This is a genomic window from Bacillus sp. AMCV2, from assembly GCF_056033925.1.
The window spans coordinates 2365614-2380655 of sequence record NZ_JBVYIB010000002.1 but is presented as its reverse complement, the minus strand read 5'-3'; the positions used below and the strand labels follow the sequence as shown (position 1 = coordinate 2380655).

The following is a 15042-nucleotide window of genomic DNA, read 5'->3' as shown; positions in this document are numbered from 1 at the left end:
AACAAAGATAAGAGGTGTAATGCTGTTTGTTAGCTGAACTATCGATTAAAAACTTTGCCATTATTGAGGAACTGACGGTTTCTTTTGAACGCGGGCTTACGGTTTTAACAGGAGAAACCGGAGCCGGCAAATCCATTATCATAGATGCCATTTCTCTTTTAGTCGGAGGCCGCGGATCATCTGAATTTGTTAGATATGGGGAAGCAAAAGCCGAACTTGAAGGGCTGTTTCTGTTGGAGAGCGGCCATCCTGTTTTAGGCGTATGCGCTGAGCAGGGTATCGACGTTTCAGACGAAATGATCGTCATGAGAAGGGATATCAGCACGAGCGGGAAAAGCGTTTGCCGTGTCAATGGCAAGCTTGTCACGATTGCTTCGCTAAGAGAGATCGGCAGGCTTTTATTAGATATTCACGGGCAGCACGATAACCAGCTGTTAATGGAAGACGAAAATCATCTCCAGCTTTTGGACAAGTTTGCCGGGACCGAAGTGGAAAGCGCGCTCAAAACGTATCAGGAAGGGTACCAGCGGTATATGAAGCTGCTCAAAAAGCTTAAGCAGCTTTCTGAAAGCGAACAGGAAATGGCCCATCGCCTTGATCTTATTCAATTTCAGCTCGAAGAAATCGAATCGGCAAAGCTTGAGCTTAACGAAGATGAACAGCTCCAAGAAGAGCGCCAGCAAATTTCAAACTTTGAGAAGATATATGAGTCGCTGCAAAATGCATATAACGCGCTTCGCAGTGAGCAGGGCGGATTGGACTGGGTCGGAATGGCATCAGCGCAGCTAGAAGATATATCTGATATTAACGAACCGCTGAAAAAAATGTCTGAAAGTGTTTCGAACTCCTACTATTTGCTTGAGGATGCCACATTTCAGATGAGAAATATGCTGGATGAGCTTGAATTTGATCCGGAACGCCTGAACTATATTGAGACGCGACTTAATGAAATCAAACAGCTGAAACGAAAATACGGTGCCACTGTTGAAGACATTTTGGAATATGCTTCTAAAATTGAAGAAGAGATTGACCAAATTGAAAATAGGGACAGCCACCTTCAAAGCTTGAAAAAAGAGCTTGACTCCGTCGGCAAAGATGTCGCAGTGGAAGCGGCAAATGTGTCACAAATCCGAAAAACATGGGCGAAAAAGCTGGCTGATGAGATTCATCGGGAATTAAAAAGCCTGTACATGGAAAAATCAACTTTTGATACGGAATTTAAGGTCAGAACAGCGTCACGCAATGAAGAGGCTCCGCTTGTAAACGGCCAGCCCGTTCAGCTGACTGAACAAGGGATTGACCTGGTGAAATTTTTAATTTCAACCAATACAGGCGAGCCGCTGAAATCTCTTTCGAAAGTTGCTTCAGGTGGAGAGCTGTCACGGGTGATGCTTGCCATAAAAAGCATTTTTTCCTCACAACAGGATGTGACATCGATCATTTTTGATGAGGTTGATACCGGTGTAAGCGGGAGGGTCGCACAGGCAATCGCTGAGAAGATCCATAAGGTGTCAATAGGATCACAAGTGCTTTGTATTACACACCTCCCTCAGGTGGCTGCCATGGCCGATACGCATCTTTATATTGCGAAGGAGTTAAAAGACGGCAGAACGACGACACGTGTCAAGCCGCTCTCTAAGCAGGAAAAGGTAGCGGAAATCGGGCGCATGATTGCAGGTGTCGAAGTAACCGATTTAACGAAACGCCATGCGAAAGAACTTTTAAAACAAGCGGATCAAGTCAAAACAACTGGGTAAGCTGCGTGAGAAGCGCAGCTTATTTTTTTCGTGCACATCCATTCGTTCATCAGTATATCCAATGTTTTTCTTCATATGACAGTTATAAATAAGCCGTCAGAAGGCAAAATTAAATGATGTAGCAGCAAGTCATAAAGAAGGTGTGGGATAGGAGCGAGGAGAGTGAAGTAGTGAATGCCCGATAACATCAGAAAAGCAGTAGGTTTAATTCTCCTTGTTTCGTTATTAAGTGTAGGTTTATGCAAACCGCTAAAAGAATATTTACTGATTCCAACGCAAATGAGAGTATTTGAAACCCAAACACAAGCGATTGAAACGAGTTTATCGGTAAACGCTCAGACATCAGAATCCTCAGAAGCGTTTACAGTAAAGAAAGATCCGCATGAAATCAAGGTGACGGGCAAAAAATCTGGTGAGTCAGAATTAGTATACGATCTTGCCGGATTTCCAATTAAAAAAACAAAAGTGCACGTTCTTCCTGATTTAAAAGTTATACCTGGCGGACAATCAATCGGCGTAAAACTTCATTCCGTCGGTGTTCTTGTCGTCGGATTTCATCAAATCAATACAAGTGAAGGCAAAAAATCTCCGGGAGAAACGGCCGGAATTGAAGCGGGCGACATCATTATTGAGATGAATGGACAGAAAATTGAAAAAATGAATGATGTAGCCCCATTTATTCAAAAGGCTGGGAAAACTGGTGAATCTTTAGACTTACTGATCAAACGTGATAAACAGAAAATCAAAACGAAGCTGATCCCAGAAAAGGATGAAGGAGAAGGCAAATACAGAATCGGGTTATATATCAGAGATTCTGCTGCCGGCATCGGCACTATGACCTTTTATGAACCGAAAACAAAAAAATACGGAGCACTTGGCCACGTGATTTCCGATATGGACACAAAGAAACCAATTGTAGTGGAGAATGGAGAAATCGTTAAATCCACTGTAACATCAATTGAAAAAGGGACAGGCGGTAATCCGGGAGAAAAACTGGCGCGATTTTCCTCAGAACGCAAAACGATCGGGGATATTAACAGAAACAGCCCATTTGGGATTTTCGGCACGCTGCATCAGCCGATTCAAAACAACATATCAGATCAAGCACTGCCGGTTGCGTTTTCTACCGAAGTCAAAAAAGGACCGGCTGAAATTTTAACGGTTATTGATGATGACAAAGTAGAAAAATTCGATATTGAAATCGTCAGCACAACGCCGCAAAAATTCCCTGCGACAAAAGGAATGGTGTTGAAAATTACCGATCCAAGGCTTTTGAAAGAAACAGGAGGCATCGTACAGGGGATGAGCGGAAGCCCGATCATTCAAAATGGAAAAGTGATCGGCGCTGTCACCCATGTGTTTGTAAATGACCCGACAAGCGGCTACGGTGTTCATATTGAATGGATGCTGTCAGAAGCAGGAATCGATATTTACGGAAAAGAAAAAGCAAGCTGACTGCCGGAGTTTCCGGCAGTTTTTTATTTTGATCCCTCTTCACTTCTCAGAATACATACGGTAAAATATACAAAAGAAGATTTTTCGACAAATTCACGTTTCCTTGTTTGTCAAATTTCATTTTTAGTCGAAAAACAGAGAAAAACATAGAATAACAAAGATATGCCACTAATATTGGGGATTATGATTTTTTTAGAGGGTATATAGCGGTTTTGTCGAATGTAAACATGTAGCAAGGGTGAATCCTGTTAACTACATTTGGGGAGGAAGAAACGTGGAGAAAATTAAAGTTTGTGTTGCTGATGATAATCGAGAGCTGGTAAGCCTGTTAAGTGAATATATAGAAGGACAGGAAGACATGGAAGTGATCGGCGTTGCTTATAACGGACAGGAATGCCTGTCGTTGTTTAAAGAAAAAGATCCCGATGTGCTCGTATTAGATATTATTATGCCGCATTTAGACGGACTTGCGGTTTTAGAGAGGCTGAGGGAATCAGATCTGAAAAAACAGCCGAATGTCATTATGCTGACAGCCTTTGGACAGGAAGATGTCACGAAAAAGGCCGTCGATTTAGGCGCGTCCTACTTTATTCTCAAACCGTTTGATATGGAAAACCTTGTCGGCCATATCCGCCAGGTCAGCGGAAATGCCAGCAGTGTGACGCATCGTGCGCCATCATCGCAAAGCAGTATTATACGCAGCAGCCAGCCTGAACCAAAGAAGAAAAATCTCGACGCGAGCATCACAAGCATTATCCATGAAATCGGCGTCCCAGCCCATATTAAAGGCTATCTCTATCTGCGCGAAGCAATCTCAATGGTATACAATGACATCGAATTGCTCGGCAGCATTACAAAAGTCCTCTATCCGGACATCGCCAAAAAATTCAACACAACCGCAAGCCGTGTAGAAAGAGCGATCCGCCATGCAATTGAAGTGGCATGGAGCAGAGGAAACATTGATTCCATTTCCTCGTTGTTCGGTTATACTGTCAGCATGACAAAAGCTAAACCGACAAATTCGGAATTCATTGCAATGGTTGCGGATAAGCTGAGATTAGAACATAAGGCTTCTTAAACATGAGCTTATTAAGTGGTCATTAAATCAAACGTCTTTTATTTATTAGTTTGCGCTGATAAATAGGAGGCGTTTTGTTTTGGGGACATTTGTTAGTATGGGAGAAGAATAGTAAGTATCCGCATATAGTAAAGGATAGGTTTGAAAAGTAAGGAAAGCAAATGGGGTATTACCTGCACTCTTGGTCCATTCATACATCTTATAGGATCACGAAGCATGATCGACTCTAGATGTTTCCGTTATAAAATGAAACCTTTCTCCTGCAAAATCGTAAGTAAGGCGTATTCATGTAAAAAGGAGACGTACGAATGAAAAAGAAAAAAGCAAGAAAGCGTGAGGGGTTTTTCCTAGATTTTCTTTTCGAAGTAGGTGGGGAGCTCTTTCTTTTGCTGTTTAGATGTGTACATAAACTATTTATATAAAGGGAAAAAAGACTGCCGAATCGGTACGGCAGTCTTTGCATATTAATCTTTATAAGGCACCCAGCCTGGCGTGTTCACAATTGCTTGCCATAGCGGTTCAGGCAAATGATATTTTTCTTTATCTGTGCCTTTGATCACTGTTTCGATTTGCTTTTCATGGCCTTCTTTTACTTTTACCGTCCAGTTAGGGTCAACTAAAATTTCGCGTCCCATAGCGACTAGCGGAATACCGTTTTCGATGACGGCTAGCGCGTCATCAGCGGAATGGATGGAACCGACGGCGATCAGCGGCACTTTGTTTCCGACACGTTCATTCAATAAGTCCATGCGTGTGCGAGTCGGATCTGCACCGCGGCGCGCTTTTGAGTTCACGTCCATCAGTGAGATATGAAGATAATCCAATTCTTTATCCCCTAAAGCATCAACAAGCGTAAAAGTTTCAGTCATTGTCAATCCCGGTGTCTCAGGTTCTTCCGGAGACAGACGGTAGCCTACTAAGAACGCACCCTTCGCATGTTCTGAAGCGGCTTTTTTCACTTCATCGACAATAGCGAGCGGGAAGGCTAATCGTTTTTCATCGCTTCCTCCCCAGCGATCCGTGCGCTGGTTGGTTTTCGGAGAATAAAACTGCTGAATCAAGTAGCCATTTGCCCCGTGAATTTCGACACCGTCAAAGCCAGCTTCAATGGCGCGTCTTGTCGCTTCTCTAAACGCCTTCACAATGTTTTCCACTTCTTCTTCTTTTAATGCGCGAGCAATTTGTTTGCCGTTATCAAACACGTCACTTGGCCCCACAACATCCTGTTGAGGAACGAGCTCAGACGGGCATTCGATGCCGCCGTGATGAATTTGTACAACGGCTTTAGCGCCTTGTGCCTGAATGGCTTGTGCTAATTTTTTTAAACCTGGAATGTTGGAATCGTCATGGATGGCCGGCTGCCCGGGGAATGCTTTTCCGTCCGGTGTAACATTTGCGCAGGCTGTAATCACCATTCCCATCTCTTTTGAACGGGGGATGATGTAGTCGAGCTCCGCTTCAGATATTGTACCGTCTTCATTAGAAGCGTAATGAGTCATCGGTGCTACCGCGATCCGGTTGTCGATTGTAACGCCGCTTTTAAACGTAAATGGTTCAAACAGTGGCTTATACTTAGGATTCATTTGATCATCTTCTTTCGTTTGGATTCGCACATATTCTAGCCTATATGTAAAAATTAATGCAATTGATCTGCTTTACCGACTGAATATCTTGAATGCAGAGTGATGTTTTCGCCGCTCTTTTTCGGGACCTTTGTAGCCGCCGCTGATTTGGTGGCCGATGGAGCATGTGATGACAGCTGCCGCCAGCAGCAGAACGAATTTTTTCATGGCTTTAACTTCTTTCAATAAAGTAAATATCCTTTAAAAGGTTACGCTTGGCTGACCCACCCGTCAAACGATTTGCTCACCCTATTCTCAAATTTTTTAAAATGAATAAAAAGTTGCTTCTTTCCGCTAATTTTTTCTAATTGGCGCCTCAATTAGAGCCATCCTCATAGACAAATCTGCTCGTTATCTTTCTAACAACAGGAAATGATCGGGTCGTATAGCCCTTTTGAAAATCATGGAACTTGCTCGCCTGCATTCGCGTTGTCTTTACAAATTCGCCATTCTGGTCAAAGATAAAAGCCAAACATCAGGAAGAGGTGGTCATGTGAAACAAACGGTTCTTTTGCTGTTTACTGCGCTCTTTCTTTCGGGGTGCAGTGTTGCAAGTGCGGATGACTCAGTGCCAAGGTTTACCGAAGAGGGAAAATACATTGGCTCGGCTGATCCTCATACGATTGCGGTTTCTCTTAATGGAGAAGAAACCATGATACAAGTTCCGAAGGATAAACGTGATGAATGTGAATCACTGCCAGATCAGACACATGTCCTGGTGAAATATACAAAGAAGGATAATGGAACTTTACAGCTGGAAGATATTCAGCTGCGAAAGAACTCGTCATAAAAAGACCGGAGGGAGTAAGTTGAGAATGTTATGGAGGAGCTTGGCGCTGTGCGGATTGGCTTTGACGCTCGCGCCTTGTGCACAGGCAGCAGAGCCGATAGAAGGGAAAACGGTGTATATTGATGCCGGACACGGCGGTGAAGATAGTGGAGCGGTCGGAAACGGGCTCTTTGAAAAGGATATTAATTTGGCTGTCTCAGAGCATGTGACAGACAAACTAAAAGAGGAGGGAGCCAATCCTGTTGCATCCCGGTCTGACGATCATTTTCTGACCTTGGAGGAAAGAGTGGCTAAGGCAAGTGCCAATCAGGCTGACCTTTTTGTCAGCATTCATGTGAATTCTGGGGTTGCTTCAGCTTCAGGAACAGAAACGTATTTTCAATCTGATTATGAAGGGGAGAACAGCCGGCGTCTGGCATCCGATATTCAGTCAGAGCTCGTTTCTTCCTTACAAACGAGAGACAGGGGCGTGAAAGAATCAGACTTTTACGTCATTACATATTCACAAATGCCAAGCGTGTTGGCGGAGCTTGGGTTTATCACTAACAGCTCTGATGCGGACAAGCTGGGAAGTGAAGAATACCAGCAAAAGGCCGCAGATGCGATTGTCAACGGCATTGATTCTTATTATGATCAGTAGATTGCCTTAATCCTAGAGTGGAGCCGACAAAATAAGTATAATGGAGAAAACTTTAGGGTTTGAGGTGAAACGATGACAAAGATTTTTGCCCACCGGGGGGCATCAGGTCAATTTCCCGAAAATACAATGCTTGCATTTGAAAAAGGAATTGAAGCCGGAGCAGATGGGATAGAGCTTGATGTACAGCTGACGAAAGACGGACGCATTGTTGTGATTCATGATGAAAGACTTAACCGCACGACATCACTTAAAGGATTCGTGAAGGATACAACCTATGATGAGGTAAAGACTGCGAATGCGGCCGCTGGTCACGATCAAGCGTACAGCGATATAAAAGTGCCGCTGCTAGAAGATGTGCTCTCGTGGGCGGTAAAAAAGGATTTTCTCATCAACATTGAATTAAAAAACAGCGTGATCCGCTATGAGGGAATGGAAGAAAAAGTGCTGGAGGCAGTGAAGCGTTTCAATGTAGAGGAGAGAGTCATCCTATCCACCTTTAATCATGACAGCTTGGCGCTATGCGCCCGGCTTGCACCGCATATCGAACGGGCAGTATTAACTTCAGATGTGCTTTATCAGGCAGATCAATATATCATATCTATTCCGGCTTCCGGCTATCACCCGAAGTTAAACAGCCCAGGGGCCACAGATGAAGTGCTGAAGAAAATGAGGAACAGTTCGATTAAGGTAAGGCCGTATACAGTCAATCGTCCGGAAGATATGAAGCGTCTCATTGAAGCGGGAGCAGACGGCATGTTTACCGACTTTCCAGAAAAGGCTGCGGCATTGTTGAAAAATGAATAGTTGTTTAGAAGGAGGCTGTTTGACGCAGCCTTCTTTTTTCATTCATTCATGCCCGTTTCAAAGCATACATTCATAGAAGACAACTAGAAATTGTAAGCGCTGTCTATCTTCTGAATGAGGTGAAACCATGAGGAAAACAGTCATTGTAAGTGCTGCAAGAACTCCATTTGGCAAATTCGGCGGAGTATTGAAAGAGGTGAAAGCTGCTGAGCTTGGGGGCATTGTGATGAAGGAGGCGCTGCAACGGGCTGGAGTCTCTGGAGATGATGTAGAAGGAAACGTTATGGGCATGGTTGTCCAGGCCGGCTCAGGGCAGATACCTTCCCGTCAAGCTGCCCGTCTGGCGGGAATGCCTTGGAGTGTGCCGTCAGAAACACTGAATAAAGTCTGCGCTTCCGGCCTTCGCGCTGTCACTTTATGTGATCAAATGATTCGGGCGCAGGATGCGGACATACTTGTTGCCGGGGGAATGGAAAGCATGAGCAATATCCCGTATGCCGTTCCCGCCGGGCGCTGGGGAGCACGGATGGGGGACGGCGAGCTTAGGGACTTAATGGTGTATGACGGATTAACGTGCGCGTTTGACGAGGTGCACATGGCTGTTCACGGAAATACAGCTGCCAAGGAATATGCAATCTCACGAAGAGAGCAGGACGAATGGGCGTTGAGAAGTCATGCAAGGGCAGCTAAGGCAGCCGATGAAGGGAAGTTTCAGGATGAAATTGTTCCCGTCAACTGGATCGGTCGAAAAGGAAAACCAAACGTTGTTGATAAAGATGAAGCGATTCGCCGTGACACAAGTCTGGATCAGCTCGCGAAACTTGCTTCGATTTATGCAAGTGACGGTTCTATCACAGCCGGCAATGCTCCTGGGGTCAATGACGGAGCCGGCGCGTTCGTGCTGATGTCTGAGGAAAAAGCTGCTGAGCTTGGCAAACGGCCTCTGGCTACAATTCTTGGTTTTTCAACTGTGGGAATGCCAGCGCACGAGCTGGCGGCAGCGCCGGGATTTGCAATTAACAAGCTCCTGAAAAAGAACGGTTTAACTGTCCAAGATATTGACTTGTTTGAAGTAAATGAAGCTTTTGCTTCAGTTGTTTTGACATGTGAAAAAATCGTAGGTTTCGATCTTGAAAAAGTAAATGTAAATGGCGGTGCGATCGCGCTCGGCCACCCGATCGGCGCGAGCGGGGCAAGAATTCTCATGACGCTTGTTTATGAATTAAAGCGACGGGGAGGGGGTCTGGGCGTTGCCGCTATTTGCAGCGGGGCAGCACAGGGAGACGCCGTCTTAGTGCAGGTTCATTAAAACATGATGAAAAAGGGGATTTGAATGGAAATCAAACAAATCATGGTAGCTGGCGCAGGTCAGATGGGAAGCGGAATTGCTCAAACAGCTGCCGACGCGGGCTTTTATGTACGGATGTACGATGTGAATAAAGAGGCTGCGGAGGCAGGATTGAAACGGCTGAAGAAACAGCTGGCCCGTGATGCTGAGAAAGGAAAAAGGACCGAGACGGAAGTGAAGAGCGTAATCAGCCGCATTTCGATTTCTCAAACGCTTGAGGAGGCAGAGCATGCGGACATTGTGATTGAGGCTATCGCAGAAAACATGGCGGCAAAAACTGAGATGTTTAAAACACTTGATCGCATGTGCCCGCCTCATACGATTTTGGCCAGCAATACATCTTCCTTGCCTATTACAGAAATCGCTGCTGTAACAAACCGTCCTCAACGGGTTATTGGCATGCATTTTATGAATCCCGTCCCTGTAATGAAGCTGGTTGAAGTGATTCGCGGCTTGGCTACATCAGAAGAAACGGCCTTAGATGTTATGGCATTAGCGGAAAAGATGGGGAAAACAGCGGTAGAAGTCAATGATTTTCCTGGGTTTGTTTCCAACCGTGTGCTTCTTCCAATGATTAATGAAGCCATCTATTGCGTGTATGAGGGAGTGGCGAAGCCGGAGGCGATAGACGAAGTGATGAAGCTGGGCATGAATCATCCGATGGGTCCACTTGCATTAGCGGATTTTATCGGACTGGATACGTGTTTATCAATTATGGAAGTTCTTCACTCAGGCCTTGGCGATTCCAAATACCGTCCTTGCCCGCTGCTCCGCAAGTATGTCAAAGCAGGCTGGCTTGGCAAAAAGAGCGGACGCGGTTTTTATGACTATGAGGAGAGAACTTCCTGAAGTCTATTCCATCCGGGGGTGGCCGAGTTGCATGTAACCCAAGAGCAAGTCATGATGCGAAAAATGGTGCGTGATTTTGCACGAAAAGAAATTGCTCCCGCTGCGGAAATCATGGAGAAAACGGACGAATTTCCCTTTCAGCTGATCAAAAAAATGGGCGAATACGGCCTGATGGGAATACCGGTGCCGGAACAATACGGCGGTGCCGGGGCGGACGTTGTTTCTTATATTTTGGCGATTCATGAGATTTCTAGAATCAGCGCGGCTGTCGGCGTGATTCTCTCCGTTCATACCTCAGTCGGCACAAATCCGATTCTGTATTTCGGAAACGAAGAACAGAAGATGAAATATATACCGAAGCTCGCGTCAGGAGACCATTTGGGCGCATTTGCACTAACGGAGCCTCACTCGGGGTCGGATGCCGGGAGCCTTCGCACAACAGCAATCAAAAAGAACGGCAAATATCTATTAAACGGATCGAAAATATTCATAACGAATGGCGGAGCAGCTGATATCTATATCACATTTGCTTTAACAGCTCCAGATCAAGGCAGGCACGGGATTTCGGCTTTTATTGTTGAAAAAAACACACCCGGTTTTACCGTTGGAAAAAAAGAAAGAAAGCTGGGGCTTTATGGTTCCAATACTACGGAACTGATTTTTGATAATGCAGAAGTGCCTGAAGCCAATTTGCTTGGCAAAGAGGGGGATGGCTTTCACATTGCTATGGCGAATTTAAATGTCGGCCGGATCGGCATTGCGGCACAGGCGCTCGGAATTGCAGAGGCGGCTCTTGAGCATGCCGTTAATTATGCGAAGCAGCGAGTGCAATTTGGAAGACCGATCGCAGCCAATCAAGCCATTTCATTTAAGCTGGCTGATATGGCGACTAGGGCTGAGGCGGCAAGACATCTTGTCTACCACGCTGCAGACCTCCATAACCGTGGCCTGAATTGTGGAAAAGAAGCGTCTATGGCTAAACAATTTGCTTCCGATGCAGCCGTGAAGGCGGCGTTAGACGCCGTTCAAATTTATGGGGGATATGGCTATATGAAGGATTATCCGGTTGAGCGCCTGCTTCGCGATGCAAAGGTGACGCAAATCTATGAAGGGACGAACGAGATTCAAAGACTGATTATTTCCAAGTATTTGCTTGGCGGAACCTGATAGACAAAAAACGCAAAAACGGAGGTTGAGAATATGGAGGAGAAACAGCAATATTCTCCAGGGTTGGACGGTGTGATTGCGGCAGAAACTCATATTTCTTATCTTGACACCCAGTCCAGCCAGATTTTGATACGAGGCTATGATTTAATAGAACTTTCTGAAACAAAAAGCTATCTGGAGCTTGTCCATTTATTGCTGGAGGGCAGGCTGCCAGAAGAAAGTGAAATGGAGACGCTGGAACATAAAATAAACAGTGTCTCAAGCCTGCCTGCTGATCATCTCCGTCTGCTTGAGCTGCTCCCTGAGGACACTCATCCAATGGATAGTCTGCGTACCGGCCTGTCGGCACTTGCTGGCTATGATCGGCGAATTGATGATCGGTCTCCTTCCGCAAACAAAGAACGCGCCTATCAGCTTCTTGGGAAAATGCCTGCCCTCACTGCTGCCAGCTACAGGATCATTAATAAGAAAGAACCGATTCTTCCGCTTCAAACCCTATCCTACAGTGCGAATTTTCTATACATGATGACAGGGAAACTGCCGTCTTCATTGGAAGAACAGATTTTTGACCGGTCGCTCGTCCTGTACAGTGAGCATGAGATGCCGAATTCAACCTTTGCGGCCAGGGTCATTGCATCTACACATTCAGATCTTTATGGGGCTTTGACTGGGGCTGTCGCTTCCCTGAAAGGGAATCTTCACGGAGGAGCAAACGAAGCTGTGATGTATTTGCTTTTGGAGGCAAAAACGACATCTGATTTTGAGCAGCTTCTGCAAACAAAACTGAAAAGAAAAGAAAAAATCATGGGCTTCGGCCACCGGGTGTATATGAAAAAAATGGACCCGAGAGCACTCATGATGAAAGAGGCGCTGCAGCAATTATGCGATAAAGCCGGTGACCATCGTTTATATGAGATGTGTGAAGCGGGTGAGCGGCTGATGGAGAAGGAAAAAGGGCTTTACCCGAATTTGGATTACTATGCTGCCCCGGTGTATTGGATGCTCGGCATACCGATTCCTTTATATACGCCGGTCTTTTTCAGCGCGAGAACGTCCGGTTTATGCGCTCATGTGATCGAACAGCATGCCAATAATCGGCTCTTCCGTCCCCGTGTCAGTTACATGGGCCCGCGATATCAAACAAAATCATGAAAGGAGCTGGTAGAATGCCGAAAACGGATCGTGTTATCGAAGAAATCACAGACTATGTGCTTGAAAAAGAGATTACAAGTGCCGAAGCGTATACAACAGCGGGGCATGTATTACTGGATACCCTGGGCTGCGGGATCTTGGCGCTACGGTATCCGGAATGCACAAAGCTGCTTGGCCCGATTGTTCCAGGAACGACTGTGCCGAATGGAAGCAAAGTGCCGGGAACGTCATATGTTCTCGATCCTGTGAGGGCAGCGTTTAATATCGGCTGCATGATTCGCTGGCTCGATTACAACGATACGTGGCTGGCGGCGGAGTGGGGGCATCCATCCGATAACTTGGGAGGGATCCTTGCCGCTGCTGACTATGTATCAAGAGTGAGGCTGTCTGAAGGAAAAGAGCCGTTAACGGTACGCGACGTACTTGAGATGATGATCAAAGCACACGAGATTCAAGGTGTGCTGGCGTTAGAAAACAGCTTAAATCGAGTTGGCCTTGACCATGTGCTGTTTGTCAAAGTTGCGACAACCGCTGTTGCGGCAAAGCTTTTGGGCGGCGGAAGAGAAGAAATCAAAAATGCCCTTTCGAATGCATGGATTGACAATGCAGCATTGAGGACATACCGCCATTCACCGAATACAGGCTCGCGTAAATCATGGGCGGCAGGAGATGCAACGAGCAGAGGTGTTCATTTGGCGATGATGTCGTTAAAAGGGGAAATGGGTTATCCGACAGCCCTGAGTGCACAGGGTTGGGGGTTCCAAGACGTTTTATTCAATAAGAAAGAGATCAAGCTTGTCCGACCGCTCGACGCTTATGTCATGGAAAATGTGTTATTTAAAGTGTCTTATCCTGCGGAATTTCACGCCCAGACAGCGGCGGAGTGCGCCGTCATTCTTCACCCGCAGGTAAAGAACCGGATTGACGAGATTGACCGAGTTGTCATCAGAACGCATGAATCCGCTATCCGAATCATTGATAAAAAAGGCCCGCTCCACAATCCGGCAGACCGTGATCACTGCCTCCAATACATTACAGCAATCGGTTTGCTTTTTGGTGATATCACCGCACAGCATTATGAAGCTGAAACAGCGAATGATCCGAGAATAGATAATCTTCGTGATAAAATGGAAGTGACTGAAAATAAAACATATACCGAGGATTATTTGAAACCTGATAAACGTTCCATCTCAAATGCCGTTCAGGTTCATTTTAAAGACGGAACGAGCACGGAAATGGTGGAATGTGAGTTTCCCCTCGGCCATCGTTTTCGAAGAGAGGAAGCAGTGCCGAAACTGCTGGAAAAGTTTTCTGACAATCTCAAAACCCATTTTCCTGATAAACAGCACAAACACATTTATGAGCGCTGTACCAGCTATGAGACATTACAAACGATGCGCGTAAATGAATTCGTAGACATGTTCTGCATGTAAAAGGGGGATTTGTTTCATGTCGTGGATCGTCAATAAGCAATCGTCACAAGAGGAGCTTGCCGGGCGTTTCCGCAAGCTGATGTCAGCACCGGACATTCTTCAAATTCCCGGCGCCCATGACGGGATGGCCGCTTTGCTTGCGAAAGAAGCCGGTTTTTCTGCTATTTATTTGTCCGGTGCTGCCTATACAGCCAGCAGGGGGCTGCCTGATTTAGGGATCATCACATCGGCAGAGATAGCTGAACGGGCCAAAGATCTTGTGCGTGCAGCTGATCTGCCCCTGCTTGTGGATATCGATACGGGATTTGGCGGTGTCTTAAATGCCGCCCGAACAGCCCGGGAGATGCTTGAAGCCAGGGTAGCAGCCGTTCAAATAGAAGACCAGCAGCTCCCAAAAAAATGCGGACATTTAAATGGCAAACAGCTAGTTCCGATAAAGGAAATGGCGCAAAAAATAAAAGCCATTAAACAAGCGGCACCCTCCCTTATTGTTGTTGCCCGTACTGATGCCAGGGCGCAGGAAGGGCTTGATGCCGCAATAAAACGTTCAGAGGCTTACATTGAGGCGGGAGCGGACGCAATTTTCCCGGAAGCGCTACAGGCGGAGAATGAATTCCGCCAGTTTGCTGAGCGTATCCCCGTTCCGCTCCTTGCGAATATGACTGAATTTGGGAAAACGCCGTATTATCGTGCCGATGAATTCGAAGATATGGGGTTTCACATGGTGATATATCCTGTCACCTCGCTTCGGGCGGCGGCAAAAGCTTGTGAGCGGATGTTTGGTTTGATGAAGGAGCACGGGTCACAAAAAGAAGGACTTCAAGATATGCAGACACGAAAAGAACTGTACGATACGATTTCTTATTATGACTATGAAGCGTTAGACAAAACGATTGCCAAGACCGTTTTGCCTGACGAATAGTGCAACAAAAAAGCCGGAGCATTCT

General features: G+C 46.0%; 14 protein-coding genes. 12 read left to right on the top strand and 2 right to left on the bottom strand.

The window, feature by feature from the left end; genetic code table 11:
* The first annotated feature begins 26 nt into the window (after positions 1-26).
* From recN to spo0A, 3 genes are all read left to right on the top strand, one after another.
* Complete coding sequence (gene recN, locus AC0OMA_RS12245; RefSeq protein ID WP_047182861.1) at positions 27-1757, top strand: DNA repair protein RecN; 1731 nt, start codon at positions 27-29, stop codon at positions 1755-1757.
* Positions 1758-1931: 174 nt separating this feature from the next.
* Complete coding sequence (spoIVB, locus tag AC0OMA_RS12240; protein ID WP_004398697.1) at positions 1932-3212, top strand: SpoIVB peptidase; 1281 nt, start codon at positions 1932-1934, stop codon at positions 3210-3212.
* Positions 3213-3486: 274 nt separating this feature from the next.
* Positions 3487-4290 carry a sporulation transcription factor Spo0A gene (spo0A, locus tag AC0OMA_RS12235; protein WP_003226427.1) on the top strand — a complete coding sequence of 268 codons (804 nt, stop codon included), beginning with the start codon at positions 3487-3489 and terminating at the stop codon, positions 4288-4290.
* 464 nt (positions 4291-4754) lie between these two features.
* Here the strand turns inward: spo0A and AC0OMA_RS12230 are convergent, their stop codons facing one another.
* Together AC0OMA_RS12230 and AC0OMA_RS12225 are read right to left on the bottom strand one after the other, a co-directional pair.
* Complete coding sequence (locus AC0OMA_RS12230; protein WP_322839695.1) at positions 4755-5873, bottom strand: NADH-dependent flavin oxidoreductase; 1119 nt, start codon at positions 5871-5873, stop codon at positions 4755-4757.
* Between the two features lie 72 nt (positions 5874-5945).
* Positions 5946-6098, bottom strand: coding sequence for a hypothetical protein (locus tag AC0OMA_RS12225; RefSeq protein ID WP_015384065.1), 153 nt, complete (start codon positions 6096-6098; stop codon positions 5946-5948).
* 307 nt (positions 6099-6405) lie between these two features.
* Between AC0OMA_RS12225 and AC0OMA_RS12220 the strand changes: the two genes are divergently transcribed.
* The 9 genes from AC0OMA_RS12220 to prpB all read left to right on the top strand — a co-directional run bounded on the left by AC0OMA_RS12220 (position 6406) and on the right by prpB (position 15017).
* Positions 6406-6702: a hypothetical protein gene (locus tag AC0OMA_RS12220; RefSeq protein ID WP_014480225.1), complete on the top strand. Its 297-nt coding sequence runs from the start codon at positions 6406-6408 to the stop codon at positions 6700-6702.
* A 19-nt stretch (positions 6703-6721) separates the two neighbouring features.
* Positions 6722-7342, top strand: a complete 621-nt coding sequence (locus tag AC0OMA_RS12215; protein ID WP_072173938.1) for an N-acetylmuramoyl-L-alanine amidase family protein — start codon at positions 6722-6724, stop codon at positions 7340-7342.
* A gap of 72 nt (positions 7343-7414) precedes the next feature.
* Positions 7415-8146: a glycerophosphodiester phosphodiesterase gene (locus AC0OMA_RS12210; RefSeq protein ID WP_047182859.1), complete on the top strand. Its 732-nt coding sequence runs from the start codon at positions 7415-7417 to the stop codon at positions 8144-8146.
* Positions 8147-8273: 127 nt separating this feature from the next.
* Entirely contained in the window at positions 8274-9455 is a 1182-nt protein-coding gene (locus AC0OMA_RS12205) for an acetyl-CoA C-acetyltransferase (protein ID WP_181219741.1), read from the top strand.
* 24 nt (positions 9456-9479) lie between these two features.
* Complete coding sequence (locus AC0OMA_RS12200; protein ID WP_015384060.1) at positions 9480-10343, top strand: 3-hydroxybutyryl-CoA dehydrogenase; 864 nt, start codon at positions 9480-9482, stop codon at positions 10341-10343.
* Positions 10344-10370: 27 nt separating this feature from the next.
* A complete protein-coding gene (locus tag AC0OMA_RS12195) occupies positions 10371-11510 on the top strand; it encodes an acyl-CoA dehydrogenase (RefSeq protein WP_047182857.1) in 1140 nt (379 codons plus the stop codon).
* Positions 11511-11543: 33 nt separating this feature from the next.
* Positions 11544-12662, top strand: a complete 1119-nt coding sequence (gene mmgD / locus AC0OMA_RS12190) for a citrate synthase (RefSeq protein ID WP_181219739.1) — start codon at positions 11544-11546, stop codon at positions 12660-12662.
* Positions 12663-12676: 14 nt separating this feature from the next.
* Positions 12677-14095, top strand: a complete 1419-nt coding sequence (locus AC0OMA_RS12185; protein WP_181219737.1) for a bifunctional 2-methylcitrate dehydratase/aconitate hydratase — start codon at positions 12677-12679, stop codon at positions 14093-14095.
* Between the two features lie 16 nt (positions 14096-14111).
* A complete protein-coding gene (gene prpB / locus AC0OMA_RS12180; RefSeq protein WP_181219735.1) occupies positions 14112-15017 on the top strand; it encodes a methylisocitrate lyase in 906 nt (301 codons plus the stop codon).
* Positions 15018-15042: the final 25 nt, after the last annotated feature.